The organism is Virgibacillus salinus (assembly GCF_900102415.1).
Lineage (GTDB): Bacteria > Bacillota > Bacilli > Bacillales > Amphibacillaceae > Lentibacillus > Lentibacillus subterraneus.
This window is the reverse complement of record NZ_FNKD01000001.1, coordinates 299,934-322,676: the sequence shown is the minus strand read 5'-3', so window position 1 is coordinate 322,676 and position 22,743 is coordinate 299,934. Positions and strand designations below refer to the sequence as shown.

Below are 22,743 nucleotides of genomic sequence, written 5' to 3'. Positions count from 1 at the left end.
AGAAGGTGGAGTAGTGAACATTACATATTTCCTGTTTTTCTTATGTATTATTGTTTGTACGTTGATTATTACTTACTGGGCGGCAAAGCAAAGCAAGACAACAAATCAATTTTACATTGCAGCTGGGAGTTTAACGGGTGTACAAAATGGCATGGCCATTGCTGGAGATTACATTAGCGCTGCATCCTTTCTTGGAATTGTCGGCACGGTAGCAATTAATGGATTTGATGGGTTCCTGTATGCAATTGGTTTTTTAGTTTCTTATTTAATTGTATTATTTTTCATTGCGGAACCTATTCATCGTTTGGGGACTTATTCACTTGGTGATGTAATTTGTTCACGTTTTCCGAGTTATAAGATGCGCTGGATGATGGCAATTGGAGCATTTATCATTTCTATTTTGTACATGATTCCGCAATTGGTAGCGGCTGGTCTTTTAATACGTTTACTTCTTGATATTGACTATTCAACTTCCGTACTAATAATTGGAAGTCTAATGACAATTTATGTGGTATTTGGGGGAATGTTTGCAACGTCATGGGTACAGATCGTTAAAACGGTCGTGCTTCTGTCTGGCACTTTCCTGCTCTCATTAATCGTATTTTCGCACTTTGATTGGAGTATAGCTGAGCTGATTTCACAGGTAAATTTGGGAACGCCATTGGGGGACCAGTTCTTCATGCCTGGTAATTTGTTTGGAAGCCCCCTGGAAACACTATCGCTTCACTTGGCTTTAGTTCTTGGAACAGCTGGTCTTCCGCATATCTTAATCCGCTTTCTTACCGTCCGAAATACATTAGAGGTGCGCAGATCACTGTTGACGGCGAGCTGGATTATCGGGATTTTTTATATTATTACACTTGTTCTTGGACTTGGTACAGTTGCACTTATCGGATACCAGGAATTAATTGCACATGACCCGACTGGGAATTTGGCTGCACCATTATTGGCAAATGAGTTGGGAGGAGACTTCCTGATGGCCTTTATTGCGGCGATTTCATTTACGACTATTGTTGCAGTCGTAGCTGGTTTGGTGATATCTGCTACAACTGCTTTTTCCTATGATATCTATTACCATATTATTAAAAAAGGACAAACAACCGAGAAACAGCAGATACGTGCAGCACAATGGACCGCATTTGTCGTTGGACTCATTTCTACTTTATTTGCGCTTGGACTGCGGAATATTAACGTTACATTCCTTGTCTCCTTGACGTTTATTGTCGCAGCTTCTAGTAATTTACCTGTTCTTTTGTTTACAATCTATTGGAAGCGTTTTACCCAAACAGGAGCAATTATCGGAATGATGTGTGGATTAACTGCCTCACTGACGCTGCTAATTTTCGGTCCGCATATTATGAATCCGGATGGGGGCTGGATTGCGAGAGAGCCTTTTTTTCCATTACATAACCCAGGTATCATTGCCATTCCAATCGGTTTTTTAGGTGCGTATCTTGGCTCGATATTTTCAAATGGGCCAAAGTCTAGTAATTCTGACTTCAGACGCTTCTTTATAAAAGCACAGACCGGCATTGATACGAAGGAGGATATCCAGTGAAATACTTGACGATTATTTTATTTGAACGTCTTGGGTTATTGCTGGTGTTCGCGTTTGTGCTTACACGTATCCCAGGATTCAAGTCATTGCTTTATCGTGAATACTCGAAAAGGATGTCATTTGTACATGCTTGTATGTTTGGCCTTTTTGGAATTGCCGCAACAATAACAGGGATAGTCATTGAAGGAGATTCTGTTGTTAATCGTGAGTTTGTCTGGTTTGTCGAGGATGACCAAATGGCTGTCAGTTCCAGTCTGGTTGCCATTGTCATTGCCGGATTATTAGGTGGACCTGTAGTTGGGTTGGGGGCAGGATTGATTGCTGGAGCGCATCTCTTTTACCTTGGTGGTATCGGTGTTCTGGCAAACAGTCTGGTCAATCCACTGACAGGATTATTAGCAGGATTAACTGCCCAATTCTTTTCAAATGAACGGGTAATCTCCCCATGGAAAGCATTGTTTATCGGTGTATTTCCTCCAGTTCTGCAGATGCAGTTGCTGCTTATTTTTGAACCGCATTCAGATAACATCATCTCACTTGTCAATACGATTGGACTGCCGCTTGTCTTATCAAATAGTATTGCTATTGCGATTTTTACAGCTATGATCAGCATTGTACTGCGTGAGCAAGAAAATGAGGCTGCACTGGCTACCAAACAAGCCTTAACAATCGCTGAGGAAGCTCTTCCTTTTTTAAAAAAAGATTCATCACGTGATATGGCATCGGGAATAGCCAATTTACTCTATGATAGGTTAAAATTAGCTGCTGTTTCCGTAACGAATGAAAAGGAAGTTCTTGCTCACAGGGGTCTAGGAGAAGATCACCATCGCGAGGGAGATCAGATTATTACCGCCTTATCCCATCAGGCAATTTATTCAAAACAGATGCAGATTGCCCATTCACGTACAGAAATTCAGTGCAAACATATCAATTGTCCCCTTGAGGCTGCCATAATAATCCCTGTTATGGATGCAAATGATGCAACTGGACTAATCAAATTTTACTTTCGTAAAGCACAACACATTCGTCCAGTGGAATTAATGCTAGCACAAGGACTTGGACAGTTAATATCCAATCAACTGAATACAATTGCAACTGAAAAGATGAAAACACATATACGTGACGCAGAACTGAGAAATCTTCAAGCGCAAATTAATCCGCACTTTTTATTTAATACACTGCACTTGATTGCTGCATTGTTTCGAAAAGACCCGGAAAAGGCACGCAATATTACGGTTAACCTAGCCCACTATATGCGCTTTAATATCGGGCTAGTTTCTTCGTCACTCATCCATTTGGAAAAAGAATGCCAGCATGTGAAAGCATATATTGAAATTGCCCAGACTCGTTTTTCCAGTCAGCTGCAGATCTTTTTTTCAGAACCAGATGGTATTTCAGAAGTATTTATACCACCATCAACAATTCAACCACTTGTAGAAAACAGTGTCCAGCATGGCTTGAAAGATGCTACAACTGGCGGCGTAGTTAATGTAACAATTCAAAAGTTGGACACCTTCATTCAAGTATCAGTGAGTGACAATGGCTGTGGCTTCCCACCGGATATTTTAAACCAGGCGGGAGATAAATTATTTGAATCTGACAAAGAAGGAGGCGCAGGTTTGTATAACGTTAATCAGCGTTTAATCCATTTACTGGGAGACACTGCACGCTTACATATACGCAACCTGCCTTCCAGTGGAAGTGAAGTGTATTTTAACATTCCGTATAAAGATTAATGGTACGAGGAGGTATTTTTATGAAAAATATTCACGCCATGATTGCAGAGGATGAACAATTTACCCGTGAAGAATTAATCGACTTGCTGAAAAAAGAACAAGATGTCATTACCCACCCAAGTGCTGAGAATGGCCAACAATTAATAGATCTATACGTGGAACATGAACCTGACGTTATTTTCCTTGATGTTCAGATGCCGGGTATTGCTGGTGTTGAGGCAGCGAAGCGAATCAAAGAGCTTTCCTATATTCAACCGCCATTATTCGTCTTTACAACCGCATATGACGAATATGCCATTGATGCGTTTGAAATTGACGCTGTCGACTATTTGTTAAAGCCTTATGATGATACACGTTTTCAAAAGACGATGAAGCGGATCCGAAAACAAATAGCGCAGATGGATATGAAAGAAAACAAGCCCTTCCAGTTTGATGTCCAGTCCCCTGCATCAAAATTACTCGTTGATGATGGGGAACGAATGGTTGTTTTGTCTCCAGATTCCATCTATTACGCAGTTCCATTCAAACGTATGCTTGAGATCCATACAAAGGATGAAGTGATCGAAAGTCGAATGACACTACAGGAATTGGAGGAAAAATTGCACGGACTATCTTTCTTCCGGACACATCGAAGCTATTTAGTAAATTTGAATTTTGTTCGGGAAATCACACCATGGTTTAACGGATCGAGTAATGTAACCCTTAACGATAAACATGGCACATCATTACCGGTTAGTCGTTCTGCAAGAAAGATACTTCTTGACGTATTTAAACATTAACCATTTATGATTTAATTTAGACTATTCAGACATAATTCATTGCAATTGGCCCAATTTCCCTCTCTTACAAACACCATTCATTTATACTATCTAGTAAGCGCTTTCAAGTGAATGTGGAGGTGATCCATGTCAGCTATTCAGATAGCAGGCTACAATTATTAATAGGAGGAGGAATTTGAGGTGAGTAATACACTCGCTCCGTTAAAGGGGCAAGCTAATATGCCTAATTATGATGAAGCGCGTGCTAATTTTTCATGGAAAGAAGTTGAAAAGGACTTTTCATGGCATAAAACAGGGAAAGTGAACATGGCATATGAGACGATTGACCGTCACGCAGAAACGTGGCGAAAGAATAAAGTGGCACTTTATTACAGTGACGATGATCGTGATGAAAAATATACGTTTCAGGACATGAAATTCCTGTCTAATCAATTTGGAAATGTATTACGTAACATTGGAATTGAAAAAGGGTGAACGTGTTTTTTTATTTATGCCAAGATCACCCGAGCTTTATATAAGTTTAATAGGAACATTAAAAATCGGAGCTATTGTCGGACCTTTATTTGAAGCTTTTATGGAACAGGCAGTTCGAGACCGCCTTGAAAATAGTGATGCATCCGTTCTAATTACGACATCTGATTTACTGCCACGTGTCCCATACAAAGAACTTCCACATCTAAAACATATTATTCTGGCCGATGAACGTGATGCTCCTGATGTGGATAAAGACACTACATTTCACCGCTATGAACTAGAAATGAGTAAGGCTTCATCGGATCTTGATATCGAATGGGTTGATCGTGAAGACGGTATGATTCTCCATTACACGTCAGGTTCAACCGGCAAACCAAAAGGTATCCTGCACGTCCACAATGCAATGCTCCAACAATATCAGACTGCAAAATGGATATTAGATCTCAAGGAAGATGATATCTACTGGTGTACAGCTGACCCTGGATGGGTGACAGGTACCTCTTATGGCATTTTCGGACCATGGTTGAATGGCACCTCTAATCTCATTCGCGGTGGTCGTTTTAGCCCTGAAAATTGGTATGGAACCATCGAGAAATATAAAGTGACGGTATGGTTAAGCGCACCAACAGCATTTCGGAAGCTTATGGCTATTGGTGATGATGCAACAAAAGATTTTGATTTAGACTCATTACGTCATGTATTAAGTGTGGGAGAGCCATTAAATGCAGAAGTTATCCATTGGGGAACGAAGGTTTATAACCTGCGCATTCATGACCACTGGTGGATGACAGAAACGGGCGGTATTATTATTGCTAATTACCCATCCATGCCCATGAAACCAGGCTCTATGGGGAAACCATTTCCAGGCATACATGCGGCCATTTTAGATAATGAAGGGAATGAACTTCCTCCAGGGCAAATGGGGAAATTATCTGTCAAATCAGGCTGGCCATCTATGCTGCGAAACGTTTGGAAGAATGAAGAACGCTTCAATAAGTACTTCCCTGTCAAAGGTTTTTTTGAATCAGGTGACCTTGCTTCCAAAGACGAAGATGGCTACTTCTGGTTCGAGGGACGTGATGATGACGTTATTCAAACTTCAGGTGAGAGAGTAGGACCATTCGAGGTTGAAAGCAAGCTTGTCGAACATCCTTCAGTTGCAGAAGCAGCCGTAATCGGCAAACCTGATCCAGTTCGCGGTGAACTTATAAAAGCGTTTGTCGCACTTAAAGACGGCTACACAGAAAGCGAAGAATTACAAGAAGAGCTTCGTTTGTTCGTTAAAAAGGGATTAGCAGCTCATGCAGCTCCAAGGGAAATTGAAATTCGCGACTTTTTACCAAAAACCCGAAGCGGAAAAATTATGCGTCGTGTTCTAAAGGCTTGGGATCTTGATCTTCCAACTGGTGATCTGTCAACAATGGAAGAATAGATTCTTAGAAGACTTGGCATTCGTTAATGGTGAATGCTTTAGTTGCACTTTGCAGTAAGAACGGATGTTAACTGCTAAGAGAAAGAGAGGTTTCTAAGGTTAGATAAAAACCTCTATCTCTAACAAACGAGGAGGGTGATTATGAGTAATGTGAACGATTATAAGACAGAGGAACAGACAGATGACAAGATCGATTTTGTGAAAATAGAGCAGAGTGAGAAGTTTCAAAGGCTAATGAACGACAGAAAAAAGTTCATTGTTCCCTTAACTATATTTTTTCTCGTCTTTTATTTTATGCTTCCCATTCTAACGTCCTATACGACTTTCCTGAATACACCAGCAATCGGTGATATTTCATGGGTTTGGCTATTTGCCTTTGCGCAATTTGTTATGACATGGGTTCTATGTACTTTATATGTTAAAAAGGCAGCATCCTTTGACAGGCAGACAGATGAAATCATTGACGAACAGATTAACAACAAAGGAGGTAATAGCTGATGAATGCAACTGTCGTAATTCTTTTTCTTGCTATTGTCATACTAACACTGATTATTACGTATTTTGCCGCAAAACAAACCCAGTCAACTACTGATTTTTACACAGCTGGTGGTGGCTTGAAGGGGTGGCAAAACGGGGTTGCAATAGCAGGAGACTATTTATCGGCCGCCTCCTTCCTTGGGATTGCCGGCGCAATTGCATTATATGGCTTTGACGGGTTCTTTTATAGTATCGGTTTCCTTATTGCCTATTTGGTTGTCCTGTTTTTAGTGGCAGAGCCGCTTCGGAATCTTGGAAAATATACACTTGCAGATATGCTTAAGGCCCGGTTCGATGAGAAGAAAGTCAGGGGCGCTGCTGCACTTAACACGATAACAATCTCAATCTTTTATATGATTGCACAGCTTGTCGGTGCAGGAGCACTTATCCAGCTGTTATTTGACATCCCCTATTGGATAGCGGTTCTGATTGTTGGTGTAATGATGACGATTTATGTATTGTTTGGAGGAATGATCGCAACCAGTTGGGTTCAAATCGTAAAGGCCGTTCTGCTTATGGCTGGTATGGTTATTATTTCGTTCCTTGTTTTATTGAAGTTTAACTTTAACATAGTAGATATGTTCAATGATGTTAAAACTGTTACTAGTAATGGAGCAGATTATCTGAAGCCGGGTCTAAAGTATACGAATCCATTGGGAACCATTTCCCTAATGATTGCATTAGTACTTGGAACAGCTGGTTTGCCACATATACTAATGCGTTTCTTCACAGTTAAGGATGCTAAAACTGCTCGAAGTTCTGTGATTACAGCAACATGGGTGATTGGTATATTTTATGTGCTGACTTTATTTCTTGGGTTTGGAGCGGCAGCTTTTGTTGGTGAAGCAAATATTCTTGCGGCGAACCCTGGCGGAAACATGGCAGCACCATTACTCGCCGAAGCATTAGGCGGGGAAATTCTATTCGCGTTCATATCGGCAGTTGCCTTTGCTACCATTCTAGCAGTAGTTGCCGGTCTGGTCCTATCAGGTGCATCGGCATTTGCGCATGATTTATATGGTCAGATTATTAAAAAAGGAAAAGCATCTGATCTGCAGCAAATGCGAGCAGCACGATATGCCTCTTTAGCAGTATCTGTTCTTGCAATTATTCTCGCATTGTTTGCGCAATACTTAAATGTAGCCTTCCTAGTGTCATTAGCATTTTGTATTGCAGCAAGTGCAAATCTTCCAGTCATTATTTATACAGTTTACTGGAAGAAGTTTAATACAGCGGGTGCTGTTACAGCAATGTTAACCGGTTTGTTCTCAGCGTTAATTCTTGTATCTATGAGTCCAAGTGTTTTCTCACCGATAGAAGGTGCAGCATTATTTGTCGGGGATCCAATCTTCCCTATTTCTAACCCTGCACTTGTTTCAGTTCCATTAGGCTTTCTTGGGGGTTATCTTGGCACCCTGTTCTCTAAAGACGCCAGTGCGAAAAGATACGCTGAAGTTAAAGTAAAAGCGAATACTGGATATCGGGAAACAGGAAGCTGAAGCAGACTTTGAGCGACTGCCATTATGGCGGTCGCTCATTTTGTTTTATTGGTAGATCACCACTGACTTGTATCCAATCCCAACCAATCAACATCCTCTTAAATCTTAGAGTTCTCCAAAACATAGAAAAAGCTGAACAGTGCCCGGCACCATTCAGCCTTTATAAAAATCTAGTTATTAATATATTTCTCAAAAACGTCTCCGAAGTCTTTCTCGTGATATTCTTCACGAACCGACTTCAACCAGTCAAACCCAAACTCCGTTAACTCTTTATATTGTTCTGCAAGCTTCGTTTCAGATGTTCTTGAATTTTGCAGAACTGTCACAGCTTTATCTAAGCTTTCTCCGGCCATCTCTGTAATAATAGCATTTTCGTGGGTTGTTTCGGCAATGAACAACAGCGCCTTATATAAATCTTTTAATTTATCAATCTCGTCTTTATGGACATCAATACTTAGTGGTTCTTTTCCTAATGTGAATTTGATTTCGATATCCAAATCGATTTTCCCTGCTGTCTCAAGGGATACATCTGAAATCTTGTATTGTGAATAAGGATAACGATTTAGCGTTCGTTTAGAAGAAGCGGCATTTTCACCATTTACATGAATTAGTGCCAGGTTGGTGAAGCAATACTCATCTGCTTTTGTCTTAATCAGGAAGTAAATTTTTTCATCATCTTCGTGTCGGACGTAATCATCCGCATCTGTCTTATCATAGTCCTCCGGGCCTATAATTCTGCCAATATCGGATAAGCCTAATGCATCTGAAGCTAATTTTTTAAACATTCACGTGACTCCCCTTCTTATTATTATTTTCTGAATTATTATACCATTAATGTGCTTCAATGACACTCACCCATTCCTCTGTCTGTGAATAGGCTGTTACGATATTCAAAACAGAGGAGTGAAGAACCAACATGAATAGAGAATTTTATTATACTATCCAGCCAGGAGATAATCTCGGGCTACTGGCTGAACGATTCCACACACCAGCAGAACAAATTTTCAAAAATAACCCCGGAGTGGACCCATACAATCTTCAGGTGGGTCAACGCCTGCTTATTCCAATGAGACAATCCGCTTTCAGGCAGGATGATTGTATCAGTCAAGCAGAATTCGAATTTAGAAGTGATAATCGCAGACTTTGGGAAGAGCATGTTGCATGGACCAGAATGACTATTATCAGCTTGACGTTTAATCTGCCAGATGTGGAATTTGTTATCGCACGACTTTTACAAAATGCTACGGATATGGGAAATGCAATCAGACCCTGCTATGGTGACCGCCTAGCTGATATATACGCTAATTTGGTAAAAGAACATCTCTTATTTGCCGCGGATCTTGTTAAAGCAGCAGTAGCAGGTGATCAGCAGGCTGCAATGGCTGCTGAGCAAAAGTGGTACACTAATGCAGATGAGATTGCCAGGTTCTGGAGCAGTGTAAATCCTTATTTGTCCGAGAAAGGTGTTAGAGATATGTTCTATCAGCACTTAGATTTAACAAAACAGGAAGCAATATTTATGATAAATATGGATTACCAGAAAGATATTCAAATATATGATGAAATTGAGGAACAAGCTTTAGCGATGTCAGATGCCATATCAATTGCAATAGTAAAACAATTTCCTGAGCTATTTGCGTAAATTAACTTGAGTAGGAGGCATATGCCCCTACTCAGCTTGTTACTATTACTGCGGGAATCTTTAAATATGCAGCCTTACAGGACAGTAAGAGTTAACCTACTACTAAAAGACATTTACTAACGATTCCAGTCAGTTTTCTGAGATTCTCTCTTCCTTTCTATGCTCTCGACATTATACTCCATCAAAGGCTTAACAAATTTCTCATAACGTTCCTTCTTGAATCTCTCTAACTCCTCGGCTGTCATGTCCTTTATCACCTCTGACACATGTTGCCCTGGAAGTTCATCAAACTCCTCCTTCGTCAGCCATGTCACGTTCCCATTTTCGATAATGAAATGTTTCATATTAATTCCTCCTTTACATATTAAAAACCCCTTCATGCGTTGGATGCATAAAGGGGTTTTCTACCGATTTATCACTCAAAGCATGGGCTTTGCTGGTGGGAGCACCTTACATTTGCAGGTTGCTGTGACGTCGTTGAGCCAGTTCTCTCGATCACTCTTGATAGCTATTCAATTACATTAAGTATATATGAATTTTTATGGTATATCAATGAATTACCGCCACCACATTAATTCATCACTGTTGGTTACACTAATATAAAGGCTTTTTTAAGTTTGTTGCCTTATCAAATTAATGAAATCATAACGTAGTTGATATAAACTGCGACATAGTGAAAATTTTCTTTTGCACCACTCCGGTACCAATGCAACATCTGCTCAAGCTAGCACTTTCGCAGTCTTACTAGCCATGGGCTCACTCTATAAGGTTATGAGAACCCGAACCTGTTCAAATTGCGTGAAACGTGTCTTCATCAGGGCTATGAGACCCGGTTGAGTATTTTTCCAAAGTAATTCGCAGTTTATATCAACTGTGATGGTTAAAGAGCAACATAACTTGCGAAAAGAACAAATACTAAAAAAGGATTGCGGTGACTTTAATGGTGTGGTTAATTATTCAAAATCTTATCCCACTCAACGAGTTAATCCTATTGAATTCCATTTCACTGCCCCAATTAATTGAAGCCCACAGAGAATTCAGCGACACATTTAAAGCATACTGGCATCAGAATGTATTTCTAACACCTAGATGGTGGTTCTTGATTATGCTTAGCATACTGCCGGCCATTATCTGGTGGATATTAGTTAATAAGAAGAGAATTATTGAAATTACAGCATTCGGATTATTCTATGGTGTTGCAGCAATTATTCTTGATTCAATCGGAAGCAACGCCTTAGCCTGGACCTATCCTTATATCCTTTCACCGTATTTACGTCCGCAATTATATCCTTATGATGTTGGTGTTGTGATCATATCCTTTATGTTTTGTTATCAGCTGTGGAGTAACAGTTTTAAAAAGTTCTTCTTATTTTCAGGACTGCTGGCTGCTTTTTTAGCTTTTGTTGCTGAGCCGATTATGGTATGGTTAGGTTTTTACAAAGCAATATACTGGAAACACATTTATTCATTCCCCATTTACTGGCTTTTAGGCATTATATGCTGGGGAATAATTACGTATTTTAAAAAATTAGAACAGGAGAGATAAATTCTTATGTCTTCTGTTCTTTTCTATGAAAAGAATGAATGTTTTAGCTTTTTATATCGTCTAAATAAGTAAGGAGTAAATAAGGGGGATATTCACATGTCTAACAAAAAAGAGTTGCTATTAATAATTATATCCTTGTTATGTCTATTTCTAACGGCCTGCAGTCAGGGTGGCTCACCTGAACCCACAGATGAATTTGACCAAGAAGAAACAACTGAGAATAGTGAAGAAACTAAAGAGAACACCGAAGATAACAAGTCTGATAAAGATAAAAAGGAAGAAACAGAAAAAGATAAACCATCTTCTGATCAGAAAAATAATGACTCATCGGAAAAACAGGATGATTCTTCCGATAAACAAAAAAATGAAGATGACGGGAGTGCTAATGAAAAAATCCTTCCTGTAGGAACATTATCACATGGAGATAGTGGCCAAAAAGTTAGTATGATGCAGAAGGCCCTTAACCGATTAGGTTATTCATTGACGGTTGATGGTGACTTAGGATGGACCACCGTTTGGGCGATAAAAGATTTTCAAGCACAGTTTCCTAACTTGAAGATTGACGGTGTTTACGGGAAGAACACACGAGAATATATCTTAAAGGCCGTTAATGGTGAGATTGAAGCAAAACCAGGCACTGGTCTAGAAAATAACGATACTGAAGACAACAATGAAAAAAATAGTAACATTGTATCCAACCCATCAAGTATCCTTGCTTTAGTGAATAAAAACAACCAACTGCCAGCTAGTTATGTTCCGAAAAATCTTACAAACCCAAACGTAAGGTTTCCATTTACAGAAGACTTGCCAAAAAAACAAATGCGACAAGTAGCAGCAAATGCACTTGAGAATATGTTTAACGCTGGAGATAAGGCAGGGGTTGACCTTTTCGCACAGTCTGGCTATCGTTCATATGATAGGCAACGAGCCATTTTCGCAGCAAATGCTAGTGAACATGGGCACGAAGCAGCAAATCAATTCAGCGCGCAAGCCGGGGAAAGCGAGCATCAAACCGGTCTGACTATGGATGTCACTAGCGCTGATATCAATTACCGTTTGAACACCAATTTTGCCAATACTGATGAGGGTGAATGGGTTAAAAAACACGCTAGTGAGTATGGTTTCATCATTCGTTATCCAAAAGGAAAAACTAGTATTACCGGCTATCAATATGAACCTTGGCACCTTCGTTACGTTGGCGAGAAAGCCGCTAAATACATTGACAGCAATAACACTACGCTGGAACAGTATCTCAGTGGTCAATAATAGTTATTTTACACAGAGCTTGGACGCGGTTTCCAAGCTCTATTTTATGTAATTAGTCTAGTGATAACAAGGCTCCAACTGCACCGCTATATTCACCGTCCTTTAGAAAAAATGGCTCTTTTCCTGCTAATCTAGTATATTCATCAATAATATCCCGCAAAAGGGGGTTTGACCGGAATGACGAACCGATATAAACGATGGAATCGACGTTGTATTGGACTGCCATTTGTGAGCTGACCGTAACGATTACTTCACCTATCATGCCAATGATTGCTGCCAATATGTCTGACGCTGATGGGTACTGCGCTATCATTGACTCCCTTTTCCCAAAATTGCTTGCAGTCAAATCTCCGGAAATTGGCGGAAGCGCCCCTTCGAAGATATCTTTTACTTTAAGATCCGTATTTCCCCTGTCACCGTTACTAGCTAACTGTACCATCCTTGCATAATCCTCAACTCCGGTTAATAAGTAGGCAAGTCCCATTAACGTTCCACCACCAATGCCAGTTCCTCCAACCCGCTGTTGTTCCATATCATTGACATGATGAATTGATGTACCAGTACCGACATTTACAAACAGAAAATTTGTTTTAAGAGATTCATATTGCTCTCCAATAAGCAGCTGTATACCACGGGCAGTTGCTTCAAATTCGACCACTGTTTTTGCAGAGTCATTCAGTTTTTCTGAAAGTAGCTGGCTTTTCCCACCCGTTATACAAATAATGGGGTTTTCAAAGCTTTCGTAGACCCATGAAACAACATCACCAAGATTGTACGAGGAGAATGTTTGATAAAGAATAGTTTCATTTTTCCTATAAGCCGTCTTTACAAGCGTGCCTCCTGCATCAATCCCTATTTTTGTTTGATTCATTAGTATATCTCCCCTCAGAATTATAGTTTCCAAACATTTCAACGTTACCTATTGTTTGATAGTATTAAATAAAAGCCAACTAACGCACCTGAATGGAGGGACTAATGTGCATTTTCTTAAGGTATTAAAGAACTCAAGGGTTTTCAGAATTCTTACAACCTCAGTAGCCTGGAGTACTATTATTCTACTATTTTTCTTCATCGCTGCTATCGTTTACCTCCTTATTATGGATTATTTTTATAATGAAGACAAAGACAAGTTTAATCAGAATGGGGAGGAAATTACGTTACAATCCTCCTACCAAAGTTAATAAGCTGTTTCTTGAATCCATTCTCTTATATTCCTGGACACTTCACCTGGGGAATCACGATAAATATCATGTGTTGTATTGGGTATCAGACGAACCTGTGCATTCGGTGTGTTTTCTAAAAAATCGTTAGCTTGCTGTTGCCGAAGACCTTCCATTTCTTCCGGGAGCGTACTTCTAAGCAGTAATACCGGACAGGTAATCTTCTCCAGAACATCTTTGGTAGGCTCGGCATAAATTCCTTTTAGAATTGCTTTCGCATCAGAAGCTGGCAGAGCCAACCGGATTTCTCCATTAATTTCTGTAACCTGCGCCTTGGCAGCTGCCTCAATCTCCGTTGACCATCTTGGCATCTCACGCTTCTCTGATTCTATAAATGCCTCCCATGACGGAAAACGAATACTATTATGGAAATCCTCCATCCTTATTAGCTCTTCCTCCAATGAGTCGTTCCCCGGTTGCTGTATATAACCGCCATCAAGTAAAATCACACCCTGAACCTGTTCCGGATAAGCCTTTGCAAAATACAAAGCAAGATGTGCACCCCATGAATGGCCCACAAGGTAGATTTTCGATTTATCTAAGACCTTTACAACCTTCTCAACCTCTTCTGCCATACATGATGGCTTGTACGCTTCTTCCTCTGACAAAGACTTATCGCTCCCATTCCTGGCTAGATCAAATGAGACGACATGATATTCAGCCAAATAGTGCGCCAGTTCCCCAAAACTTAAACCCGTACTCCCCATTCCATGTAGACACACCAATGTCGTATTTTCTCTGTTCCCCCATTCATATAATCCACTTTCCATTCACTTCTCTCCTCAAAATATATTTAATTAATTCAAGTTTATCAAAAAAATTAATAATTTTGTAAAATAATTGTTGTATGTTTATTCATATATATGTATAATAATACATACTTTAACTATGAACCGGAAAGGATTTGATTTTAGTGGCCAACACAATTTCAAAACCGAAATTAAGCGGAAAAGATTTTTTGACGTTAAGTCATTTAAGTAAGGCAGAAATATTAGGGCTTTTAGATGAAGCTGTTGCGTTAAAAAAACAGACAAATGAAGGAATACGTGAACCTCTTTTAAAAGGGAAAGTCCTTGGAATGATTTTTGAAAAGTCATCTACCCGTACAAGGGTTTCATTTGAAGTAGGCATGCTTCAGCTTGGAGGGGAGGCCATTTTCCTTAGTTCTAATGACAGCCAAATCGGTCGCGGAGAATCAATTTTTGATACTGCAAACGTATTATCACGTTATGTTGACGGTTTAATGATCCGAACCTTCAGCCACGACATTGTTGAATCCTATGCACAGCATGCCACTGTCCCTGTTATTAATGGCTTGACCGACACGCACCACCCAACACAGGTGCTTGCTGATTTATTAACCATTTACGAGCATAAAGGTAAACTTTCAGGATTAAAACTTGCCTTTTTCGGTGATGGAAATAACAACATGTGTCATTCATTAATTGAAGGTGCGGTCAAAGTTGGGATGGATATTGCTATTGCCTGTCCCGCCGGTTATGAACCGAATCAGGAAATTTTGCAGCAAATGAAGCAAGAAGCTGAACAAAATGGAACGAAAGTAGAATACAGTGAAGACCCTTTAGATGTGGTAACAGAAGCAGATATTGTTGTTACCGATGTATGGTCGAGTATGGGGCAGGAAGATGAGAATGATCAGCGAAATAAAATTTTCACACCCTATCAGGTAAACGAAAGCCTGTGTGAAAACGTAAAATCAGATTTCATTTTTTTACATTGCTTACCCGCCCACAGAGGGGAAGAAGTTACAGCAGGCATCATAGATGGTCCGCATTCAGTTGTATTTGATGAAGCGGAAAATCGCCTGCATGCACAGAAAGCTTTATTAAAACTATTACTAGAAGATGGAGGGATTAAACATGGCTAAAGAAAAAATCGTGTTAGCCTACTCAGGTGGTTTAGATACATCTGTATCGATTAAATGGTTACAGGAAAAATATAATTATGATGTTATCGCACTGGCAATTGATTTAGGAGAAGAAAAGGATTTAGAAACGGTACGCCAGAAAGCATTAAATGTTGGTGCTATAAAATCAATCGTCATCGATGCTAAAGATATGCTTGCAAAAGAATATCTAATGCCAGCATTACAAGCAAATGCTCTGTACGAGGGTAAGTATCCATTGTCCTCAGCGTTAAGCAGACCATTAATTTCGAAGTTACTTGTCGATGTAGCCGAACAGGAAAATGCAGTAGCTGTTGCTCACGGCTGTACCGGAAAAGGAAATGATCAGATACGTTTTGAAGTTTCCATCAATGCACTTAATCCTGATCTCCAAGTGGTGGCACCAGTAAGAGAATGGGGAATGACCCGCGATGAAGAAATTGCTTACGCAAAAGAGAAAGGTATTCCTGTCTCAGCTAATTTAGATAATCCATTTTCGATCGATGCAAACATTTGGGGAAGAGCTTGTGAAGCGGGTGTATTGGAAAACCCATGGAATGAAGCCCCTGAGGAAGCATTTGCATGGACCAACCCAATCGAGGCAACTCCGGATGAGTCTGAATATGTTGATATCACGTTCGAAGGTGGCATCCCTGTGTCACTAAATGACGAACCAATGGAACTAGTTGATATTATAGAGACATTGAATGAGGCTGGCGGCAAGCATGGTATAGGGCGAATTGATCATATTGAAAACCGCTTAATTGGTATTAAATCACGCGAGGTTTACGAAAATCCGGCAGCATTAATCTTGATCAATGCCCACCAAGAGATGGAATTTCTGACACATACAAGAGAAGTAAGTCAATATAAAAAAACAGTTGAACAGCAATATGCAAAGATGATTTATGAAGGTCTTTGGTATTCACCGTTACGTCTGGCAATAGATGCATTTGTTTTAGAGACACAAAAAACGGTCTCTGGAAAAGTTCGAATCAAGCTGTTTAAAGGAAATCAATTCGTCGTTGCCCGGAAGTCCGAATATAGCTTATATAACGAAGAGCTAGCTACCTATGAAAAAGGTGACATGTTTGATCATACAGCTGCAGTTGGGTTTATCAAACTGTGGGGATTACCAACGAAAGTTCATGCGGAAGTCAATAAAAAAGCAACTGATCTGGTTAAACAATAGGGAGGATTACAAATGTCAAAGCTATGGGGCGGACGTTTCACTAAATCGACCAACGAACTAGTAGAAGAATTCACAGCATCCATCGAGTTTGATCAGCAGTTTGCAATGGAGGATATTGAAGGAAGCATTGCCCACGTTACGATGCTTGCTGAGTGTGAAATCATCACCCATGATGAAGCAAGTCAGCTGGTTAGAGGCCTTAAAATCATTGAAGAGAAAATCAATAACGGCCTGGCTGATTACACGGTTGGGAATGAAGACATCCATATGAACATTGAGCAAATGCTAATTGATGAAATTGGAGCTGTTGGCGGTAAGCTTCACACCGGAAGAAGCCGTAATGATCAAATTGCAACAGATATCCATCTATACGTTAACAACAAAACAAGGGAAATTATCAAGCTTGTTGAGTCTGTCCAATCAACTTTTATAAAACAAGCAAAATCAAATATAAATGTAATCATGCCAGGATATACACATCTGCAACGGGCACAGCCTGTATTATTTTCACACCATCTGCTTGCATACTTCTGGATGCTGGAAAGGGATAAACAACGCCTGATAGATAGTTTACAGCGGGTTAACTGGTCACCATTAGGTGCTGGCGCATTAGCTGGAACGACATTTCCAATTAACCGCGAACGAACTGCAGAATTACTTGGGTTTGAGATGGTTTATCCGAACAGCCTAGACGCTGTTAGTGATCGCGATTTTGTCTTGGAATTCTTATCTATTGCATCAATCATGATGACGCATATTTCCCGGCTATCTGAAGAGCTTGTCATTTGGTCCAGTCAGGAGTTTAATTTCATCGAATTGGATGACTCTTTCTGTACCGGATCAAGTATTATGCCACAAAAGAAAAACCCTGATGTGCCAGAACTATTGCGCGGGAAAACCGGACGTGTCCATGGGAATTTGTTTGGGTTATTGACAGTATTGAAGGGGCTCCCGCTTGCCTACAATAAGGATATGCAGGAGGATAAAGAAGGACTTCTTGATACGGTGAAGGCAATAGATGGTTCGTTACGATTACTTGCGCCAATGATTGAAACGATGCAAGTGAAACAAGACAACATGTACAACGCCGTTGACCAGGACTATTCCAATGCGACTGATATCGCGGACTACCTGGTCACAAAGGGCTTGCCATTTCGACAGGCTCACGAAATAATAGGAAAAATTGTGCTTTATGCAATTGAGCAGAAGAAATATTTACTTGCGTTGACACTAGAAGAATACCAATCCTTTAGTAATCTATTTGAGGAAGATATTTATGTTGTACTCGAGCCAAAGCATGTTGTAGATGCCAGAAACAGTACAGGTGGCACCGCAGAAAGCCAGGTTCGTAAACAGCTTGAGCAGGCTGAGGCAGTGCTTTCTGGAAATAGCGCTTCGTAAAACCGCACATATCCAACTACTAAGCCTTCTAATGTTAATTTTAGAAGGCTTCATTTTTACTCTAAATGCTGGACATGTGTAATTAGGAATACGATTTTAACGAACGAATAAATAAATCCCAAAATTTATCCTGGTTCAATGTTCTAGCAAAATTCGCATTCGGCACCCTGTCTGTCATTCCGTTTGTGTACACACAGGTCATCCCGTAGGTGAATTCTCCTTTTGTCTCAATGTCTACTCGTACACGTTCCATTTCAAACATTGTGGGATCGATTAGATAAGCAACAGGGCAGGGATCATGTACAGCCGCTCTAGTAAATCCAAGTTTACCCTTATATATCCGCGAATAGAAATTCATCATTTGCATAACAGCTGCAGCAACTGGATTGTTGATATCTGACATTTCCTTCATTCTATCTGAAGTTGCCAAAGCCTGATGTGTAACGTCAAGACCAAACATCTCTATTGGTACTCCACTTTCGAAAACAATTTTAGCTGCCTCAGCATCCACATATATATTGAATTCGGCTGCAGGTGTCCTATTACCATATGTTCCGCCACCCATTAATACGATTTCCTTTATTTTCGGAATGATTTTAGGTTCCTTTCTGATTGCCAGCGCAATGTTAGTCAATGGTCCAGTTGGCACGATTGTAATATCTCCATCCGAATCTATAATTTTTTCAATAATTAAGTCCACAGCATGCTGATTAATTATTTGTTTAATAGGCTTATCAGGAAGTGTTGTACCATCCAGCCCGCTCTTGCCATGAACATGTGCAGCAGCTTTCATTTTACGGACCAAAGGCTGTGCTGCTCCCTTTGCGACAGGAACATCATTTAATCCAAGAAGATCGCATAGCCTTAAAGCATTATTTGTATTCTTTTCTACATCAACATTACCTGCTACAGTCGTAATCGCCTCAAGCTTCAAGTTGCTAAGTTTTGACGCAGCAAGCATCATTGCCATCGCATCATCATGGCCTGGGTCACAATCTAAGATAATTCGCCTATTCATATGTAATTCCTCCTTCCGTTCCTATCTATAAAAATGGTCACTTTTATTTAACCTTCCCATCGCTTGTTAACTCTTGAGGCGCTACTAATTCAGTACCTTCCAATTCTTTTTCCTTTGATGTTGAGAACTGAAACGATTGACTGGTTTCACCCTCCAATTCCGCTATCGCCACCGGATACGTAAGTGTTTGTATATTTACACTTCCCTTTTCAGGTTCTGTCACTTCATAGCTAACAGTGTTAACACTATCCGATTGCGAAGAATTGGTTTTCATCTTCTTTATTTGTTCAACTTCTACATTATAGCCGCCGGTTGACTTTTGGCCAAGCAGGATAATTGCATATGTCATCCCATTGACATTGAACACCTTTTCCACTTCTTTTGATCTGTTTTTTTGAATCCATTTTTGAACCCTGTCCGGGGTATTTTCAACTTTAATTGTTTTAAAAGATAGATTAGTGGACTCCTTTTCTCCTCCCATTGTTTCATCCTCCGTCCCTGATCCACAGCCAGATAATAATAAAATTGATAAAATCATTAATACCAGATAACGTATACTATTCCGCTCCATTTATCATGATACTCCTTTCGGTAATACCACTTCCTAATTCTTATATTTCCCTACATTTTTCTTTTTTAAAAGATTTTTGTTTTATCCAAGTAATGAATCTTAGAAGTAGCGACTTTAAACTGTGTCATAACATACCACTTCGGAAATACACTTCTCAGAGTTTGTTCGCTGGTAGACTTGTATCGCAAAGCCTAATGGGGTCTTAGAAAGCAAAAATCTTACCTACTATAAACAGCGAAGTTGCCGCATTCCTTATTAGAAACTGCGGCAACTACATTATACATTACTTACTAATTCAATTACGCAACAACTGCCTGAGTTAGTTAATCTTACCCTTTTGCTCAATTATTACTAGATTGTGGAACAGCTTTAACTTGTAATTCAGTTTCGGTAACTACACCTGCTTCAATGTCCAGTGGCTTTGCAGCACCTTCACCGGTTTCACCATCTATTTGGGCGACATAATGGCCGTCCGGCAAATCTGTTAGCCCGAAGAAACCATTTCCATCCGTTTCGAATTGATATGTTTTTCCTTTTGACCCGCGTAGCACTACTTTTCCATTATCAACCGGGTCCCCATCCTCATCCATAAGATAGCCCATCAAATGTCCTTTAGTTGGGTTTGTTTTCCATGGCATGTCTGGTATTGCTGCTGGTTCAGAGAATACAGGTTCTCCGTATTCACTTTCCTCTGACAACGCCTGGAAGAACGTGTCATTTTCGATTCCGCTGTTATTGGTAGAAGCATAGCTGTATAGTGAAACGCCTGCTAGTCGGTTCCCTTCAGCAGAGGGCTGTAACGCACGATTAATTTGTGCCAGCGTTCCTTCGATTGTATTAATGAAACTTCCGGGTCCAGCAGCTACTTGCCGATCGTACTGATGATTTTTCTCCCATTCAATCCACAAATCATACCACGCTTTTTGAAGCGGAACATGTTCCCTATCGTAATTCATTGGAATAGCCAAATCGACAATACCTTCTTCTAGCCACCCATTCCAATCCTGCAGAACTGTACTGTATGGCGCAGATTGTTTATACTCCTCCATTGTTTCTGGTCCCTTTCCCCAGGCTATGACGGCTGCGGATACTTTAACACCAGGATCTTCAGCAATGGACCTTAAATAGACTTGACGCACTAAGTTGTTTACCTGTTGACGACGCCAGTCTTTCCATTGAGGGTTCTCCGGTTCAGGAACATCCTCTGTACCAGTTTGAGTTAAATAACGATCTACACTTGTTGGATTATAGCCCCACGTTGGATCTGTGTATCGAACAAGGTCCAAATGGACACCATCCACATCATACTCCTTTACGACATTGACATATTGATCTGCTGTATAATCTGCCGCATCAGGATGGCCCGGATCGAGAATATAATCTGCTCCAGAACGATTATCCCCTGAGATGCTTTCTGTCAGCCAGTAATCCTCACCACTTGCAGAAGGACCATGCTGGTTAAATGCATGTTCTTCAGATTCTGGCGGATATAAAGAGTTCCAAATCGGTAAAGTTGTTAGCCATGCATGAACTTCTATATCTGCTTGGTGGGCTTTTTCGATAAGGTACTCAAGTGCGTCAAAATCAGATTCTAACGCAGGATCCTGTGACCTCGGTTCAAGTGATTTATTAAAATAAGAATCTCCTCTCCGTCTTACTTGTACAACCACCGCATTCGCATTAGCTTCTTGGACATCCTGAACAAGCTTGTCCACCTGTTCAGGCGTTTTAATCCCATCATGAAAAGCATCTACCCATATGGCTCGAAATTCTTCTGGCTGTTCTTCAGCCTGTCCTACTGCCGGCACTAAGGAGATGACCATTAATATGACCATCGGTAACACTAACCATTTTCTCACATCTACCTCTCCTCATTTTCAAATTTATTCCATTATACAAAAATTTCTGTAAATTTTAATGAGAAGAAAGATAGATTTATAGAAACGAAAACCATTTGGTACAGTAGTTTTTAACTAGTACAATACCCATGTATGCATTAAACTATCAGAATTCATTCAACTAATAGAACTATGAGAAAACCTCTGTTCTAAAAAGCCCCCTATAGCTTCTTATGCTATAAAGGGGGCTAATTGTCTGTTCTACTATTACAATCGAATGTCACCTGAAAAAAGTGGCATCACCAATTAATTTTATGTTCTTTAATAAAACATGCCACTTTTCTACTCTGGGGTTCGATTATAAGTAAAAGAGGGATATTTACACATTTTTCAGTGCTTCTGCAATAGAGGTATCACCTGACATAAGGTCAAATGACCGTTTATAGGTATTTTCTTCTGTCAGGGATTCCATTACGGTACGTGCTACATCTTCGCGTGGAATAGATCCTCTTTCCAAGTTCTCGGAAGCAGCAATTTTCCCTGTGCCGGGCTCATTTAATAACCCACCAGGTCGAACAATCGTATAATTCAGGTTGCTTTCTTCAAGCATTTTGTCAGCGTAATGCTTAGCAACATAGTATGGCTTAATCTTTTCATGCCATTTTTCCCGGTTATTCGCTTGGAAGGCACTTACCATTACATAACGTTCAACTCCTGCTTTTTCTGCAGCTTCGAACGTTTTAACTGCACCATCAAGATCGATCAATAATGTTTTGTCATAGCCTGTACTTCCGCCAGATCCAGCAGCGAAAATCACGGCGTCGCATCCTCTTGCAGCCTTAACGATTGTATCAGCGCCACCTTCAAGGTTAGCCAGAACTGCGTCAATGCCTTTTTTCTTCAGTTCTTCTGCTTGCTCTTCTTTTCGAACCATTGCTCTTACTGTATGTTCATTACTCTTGTCCAATAAGTCGACAAGGTGCTTACCAATTTGTCCATTTGCACCTATTAATAAAACATTCATGACGTACATCTCCTTCAATTTGGATTTGCCTCACCCTATTATTATTCCAAATTGATGGTTTCATGACAACTTTGCTGTTTGAGTTCAATGGATAATCTGCATTT

Annotated in this window: 21 protein-coding genes and 1 riboswitch; of the genes, 13 read left to right on the top strand and 8 right to left on the bottom strand. The window is 40.1% G+C overall.

Translation table 11 applies throughout. The features are described 5' to 3' along the window. The first annotated feature begins 13 nt into the window (after nucleotides 1-13). The 7 genes from BLS02_RS01670 to BLS02_RS01645 all read left to right on the top strand — a co-directional run bounded on the left by BLS02_RS01670 (nucleotide 14) and on the right by BLS02_RS01645 (nucleotide 8,015). Nucleotides 14-1,558 (top strand): solute symporter family protein, encoded by a 1,545-nt coding sequence (locus BLS02_RS01670; RefSeq protein ID WP_092491222.1) that lies wholly within the window; start codon nucleotides 14-16, stop codon nucleotides 1,556-1,558. Then, nucleotides 1,555-3,294 (top strand): LytS/YhcK type 5TM receptor domain-containing protein, encoded by a 1,740-nt coding sequence (locus BLS02_RS01665; RefSeq protein ID WP_092491221.1) that lies wholly within the window; start codon nucleotides 1,555-1,557, stop codon nucleotides 3,292-3,294. Before BLS02_RS01670 ends, BLS02_RS01665 begins: the two co-directional genes overlap by 4 nt. A gap of 20 nt (nucleotides 3,295-3,314) precedes the next feature. Next, a complete protein-coding gene (locus BLS02_RS01660; protein ID WP_092491220.1) occupies nucleotides 3,315-4,073 on the top strand; it encodes a LytR/AlgR family response regulator transcription factor in 759 nt (252 codons plus the stop codon). 180 nt (nucleotides 4,074-4,253) lie between these two features. Continuing rightward, complete coding sequence (locus BLS02_RS19475) at nucleotides 4,254-4,547, top strand: hypothetical protein (protein ID WP_439144701.1); 294 nt, start codon at nucleotides 4,254-4,256, stop codon at nucleotides 4,545-4,547. Further along, the gene (acsA, locus tag BLS02_RS01655; protein ID WP_439144700.1) at nucleotides 4,528-5,979 is read left to right on the top strand and encodes an acetate--CoA ligase; all 1,452 of its coding nucleotides are present in this window, start codon (nucleotides 4,528-4,530) and stop codon (nucleotides 5,977-5,979) included. Before BLS02_RS19475 ends, acsA begins: the two co-directional genes overlap by 20 nt. Nucleotides 5,980-6,120: 141 nt before the next feature. Continuing rightward, a complete protein-coding gene (locus BLS02_RS01650) occupies nucleotides 6,121-6,477 on the top strand; it encodes a DUF485 domain-containing protein (RefSeq protein WP_092491219.1) in 357 nt (118 codons plus the stop codon). Continuing rightward, complete coding sequence (locus BLS02_RS01645; RefSeq protein ID WP_092491218.1) at nucleotides 6,477-8,015, top strand: solute symporter family protein; 1,539 nt, start codon at nucleotides 6,477-6,479, stop codon at nucleotides 8,013-8,015. Before BLS02_RS01650 ends, BLS02_RS01645 begins: the two co-directional genes overlap by 1 nt. 170 nt (nucleotides 8,016-8,185) lie before the next feature. Here BLS02_RS01645 and BLS02_RS01640 read toward each other — a convergent pair whose 3' ends face one another. Further along, nucleotides 8,186-8,800 carry a PH domain-containing protein gene (locus BLS02_RS01640; protein WP_092491217.1) on the bottom strand — a complete coding sequence of 205 codons (615 nt, stop codon included), beginning with the start codon at nucleotides 8,798-8,800 and terminating at the stop codon, nucleotides 8,186-8,188. 281 nt (nucleotides 8,801-9,081) lie between these two features. Between BLS02_RS01640 and BLS02_RS01635 the strand changes: the two genes are divergently transcribed. Further along, nucleotides 9,082-9,657, top strand: a complete 576-nt coding sequence (locus BLS02_RS01635) for an acetylglutamate kinase (protein ID WP_439144709.1) — start codon at nucleotides 9,082-9,084, stop codon at nucleotides 9,655-9,657. A 116-nt stretch (nucleotides 9,658-9,773) separates the two neighbouring features. Here BLS02_RS01635 and BLS02_RS01630 read toward each other — a convergent pair whose 3' ends face one another. Next, the gene (locus BLS02_RS01630; RefSeq protein WP_092491215.1) at nucleotides 9,774-10,001 is read right to left on the bottom strand and encodes a hypothetical protein; all 228 of its coding nucleotides are present in this window, start codon (nucleotides 9,999-10,001) and stop codon (nucleotides 9,774-9,776) included. 65 nt (nucleotides 10,002-10,066) lie between these two features. Further along, a riboswitch (SAM riboswitch) is annotated at nucleotides 10,067-10,168 on the bottom strand. A 480-nt stretch (nucleotides 10,169-10,648) separates the two neighbouring features. On the opposite strand from BLS02_RS01630, the gene BLS02_RS01625 reads away from it, so the two are divergent. Together BLS02_RS01625 and BLS02_RS01620 are read left to right on the top strand one after the other, a co-directional pair. Beyond that, the gene (locus BLS02_RS01625) at nucleotides 10,649-11,203 is read left to right on the top strand and encodes a CBO0543 family protein (protein WP_139180750.1); all 555 of its coding nucleotides are present in this window, start codon (nucleotides 10,649-10,651) and stop codon (nucleotides 11,201-11,203) included. Nucleotides 11,204-11,299: 96 nt separating this feature from the next. Continuing rightward, nucleotides 11,300-12,469 (top strand): D-alanyl-D-alanine carboxypeptidase family protein, encoded by a 1,170-nt coding sequence (locus tag BLS02_RS01620; protein WP_254788705.1) that lies wholly within the window; start codon nucleotides 11,300-11,302, stop codon nucleotides 12,467-12,469. 52 nt (nucleotides 12,470-12,521) lie between these two features. On the opposite strand, the gene coaW is transcribed toward BLS02_RS01620, so the two are convergent. Together coaW and BLS02_RS01605 are read right to left on the bottom strand one after the other, a co-directional pair. Then, a complete protein-coding gene (gene coaW, locus BLS02_RS01615; RefSeq protein ID WP_092491213.1) occupies nucleotides 12,522-13,340 on the bottom strand; it encodes a type II pantothenate kinase in 819 nt (272 codons plus the stop codon). Between the two features lie 306 nt (nucleotides 13,341-13,646). Then, entirely contained in the window at nucleotides 13,647-14,459 is an 813-nt protein-coding gene (locus tag BLS02_RS01605; RefSeq protein ID WP_092491211.1) for an alpha/beta fold hydrolase, read from the bottom strand. A 143-nt stretch (nucleotides 14,460-14,602) separates the two neighbouring features. On the opposite strand from BLS02_RS01605, the gene argF reads away from it, so the two are divergent. Genes argF through argH form a run of 3 tightly spaced genes read left to right on the top strand, consistent with a single transcriptional unit; the run spans nucleotide 14,603 to nucleotide 18,188 of the window. Further along, complete coding sequence (gene argF, locus BLS02_RS01600) at nucleotides 14,603-15,577, top strand: ornithine carbamoyltransferase (RefSeq protein WP_439144699.1); 975 nt, start codon at nucleotides 14,603-14,605, stop codon at nucleotides 15,575-15,577. Next, nucleotides 15,570-16,787 (top strand): argininosuccinate synthase, encoded by a 1,218-nt coding sequence (locus tag BLS02_RS01595; protein ID WP_092491210.1) that lies wholly within the window; start codon nucleotides 15,570-15,572, stop codon nucleotides 16,785-16,787. The genes argF and BLS02_RS01595 overlap by 8 nt, the downstream gene beginning before the upstream one ends. A gap of 12 nt (nucleotides 16,788-16,799) precedes the next feature. Then, entirely contained in the window at nucleotides 16,800-18,188 is a 1,389-nt protein-coding gene (gene argH, locus BLS02_RS01590; protein WP_092491209.1) for an argininosuccinate lyase, read from the top strand. An 82-nt stretch (nucleotides 18,189-18,270) separates the two neighbouring features. On the opposite strand, the gene BLS02_RS01585 is transcribed toward argH, so the two are convergent. The 4 genes from BLS02_RS01585 to BLS02_RS01570 all read right to left on the bottom strand — a co-directional run bounded on the left by BLS02_RS01585 (nucleotide 18,271) and on the right by BLS02_RS01570 (nucleotide 22,639). After that, complete coding sequence (locus BLS02_RS01585; protein WP_092491208.1) at nucleotides 18,271-19,206, bottom strand: nucleoside hydrolase; 936 nt, start codon at nucleotides 19,204-19,206, stop codon at nucleotides 18,271-18,273. A 43-nt stretch (nucleotides 19,207-19,249) separates the two neighbouring features. Continuing rightward, complete coding sequence (locus tag BLS02_RS01580; RefSeq protein ID WP_092491207.1) at nucleotides 19,250-19,777, bottom strand: protease complex subunit PrcB family protein; 528 nt, start codon at nucleotides 19,775-19,777, stop codon at nucleotides 19,250-19,252. Between the two features lie 341 nt (nucleotides 19,778-20,118). Further along, nucleotides 20,119-21,636, bottom strand: coding sequence for a family 10 glycosylhydrolase (locus tag BLS02_RS01575; RefSeq protein WP_092491206.1), 1,518 nt, complete (start codon nucleotides 21,634-21,636; stop codon nucleotides 20,119-20,121). Nucleotides 21,637-21,994: 358 nt separating this feature from the next. Continuing rightward, a complete protein-coding gene (locus BLS02_RS01570) occupies nucleotides 21,995-22,639 on the bottom strand; it encodes an SDR family oxidoreductase (RefSeq protein WP_092491205.1) in 645 nt (214 codons plus the stop codon). Nucleotides 22,640-22,743: the final 104 nt, after the last annotated feature.

Bases quoted from the DNA above. Each gene is read 5' to 3' on its own strand.
- BLS02_RS01660 (WP_092491220.1), top strand. From the start codon at position 3,315: ATGAAAAATATTCACGCCATGATTGCAGAGGATGAACAATTTACCCGT.
- BLS02_RS01650 (WP_092491219.1), top strand. From the start codon at position 6,121: ATGAGTAATGTGAACGATTATAAGACAGAGGAACAGACAGATGACAAG.
- BLS02_RS01645 (WP_092491218.1), top strand. From the start codon at position 6,477: ATGAATGCAACTGTCGTAATTCTTTTTCTTGCTATTGTCATACTAACA.
- BLS02_RS01640 (WP_092491217.1), bottom strand. From the start codon at position 8,800: ATGTTTAAAAAATTAGCTTCAGATGCATTAGGCTTATCCGATATTGGC.
- BLS02_RS01635 (WP_439144709.1), top strand. From the start codon at position 9,082: ATGAGACAATCCGCTTTCAGGCAGGATGATTGTATCAGTCAAGCAGAA.
- BLS02_RS01630 (WP_092491215.1), bottom strand. From the start codon at position 10,001: ATGAAACATTTCATTATCGAAAATGGGAACGTGACATGGCTGACGAAG.
- BLS02_RS01620 (WP_254788705.1), top strand. From the start codon at position 11,300: ATGTCTAACAAAAAAGAGTTGCTATTAATAATTATATCCTTGTTATGT.
- coaW (WP_092491213.1), bottom strand. From the start codon at position 13,340: ATGAATCAAACAAAAATAGGGATTGATGCAGGAGGCACGCTTGTAAAG.
- BLS02_RS01605 (WP_092491211.1), bottom strand. From the start codon at position 14,459: ATGGAAAGTGGATTATATGAATGGGGGAACAGAGAAAATACGACATTG.
- BLS02_RS01595 (WP_092491210.1), top strand. From the start codon at position 15,570: ATGGCTAAAGAAAAAATCGTGTTAGCCTACTCAGGTGGTTTAGATACA.
- argH (WP_092491209.1), top strand. From the start codon at position 16,800: ATGTCAAAGCTATGGGGCGGACGTTTCACTAAATCGACCAACGAACTA.
- BLS02_RS01585 (WP_092491208.1), bottom strand. From the start codon at position 19,206: ATGAATAGGCGAATTATCTTAGATTGTGACCCAGGCCATGATGATGCG.
- BLS02_RS01580 (WP_092491207.1), bottom strand. From the start codon at position 19,777: ATGGAGCGGAATAGTATACGTTATCTGGTATTAATGATTTTATCAATT.
- BLS02_RS01570 (WP_092491205.1), bottom strand. From the start codon at position 22,639: ATGAATGTTTTATTAATAGGTGCAAATGGACAAATTGGTAAGCACCTT.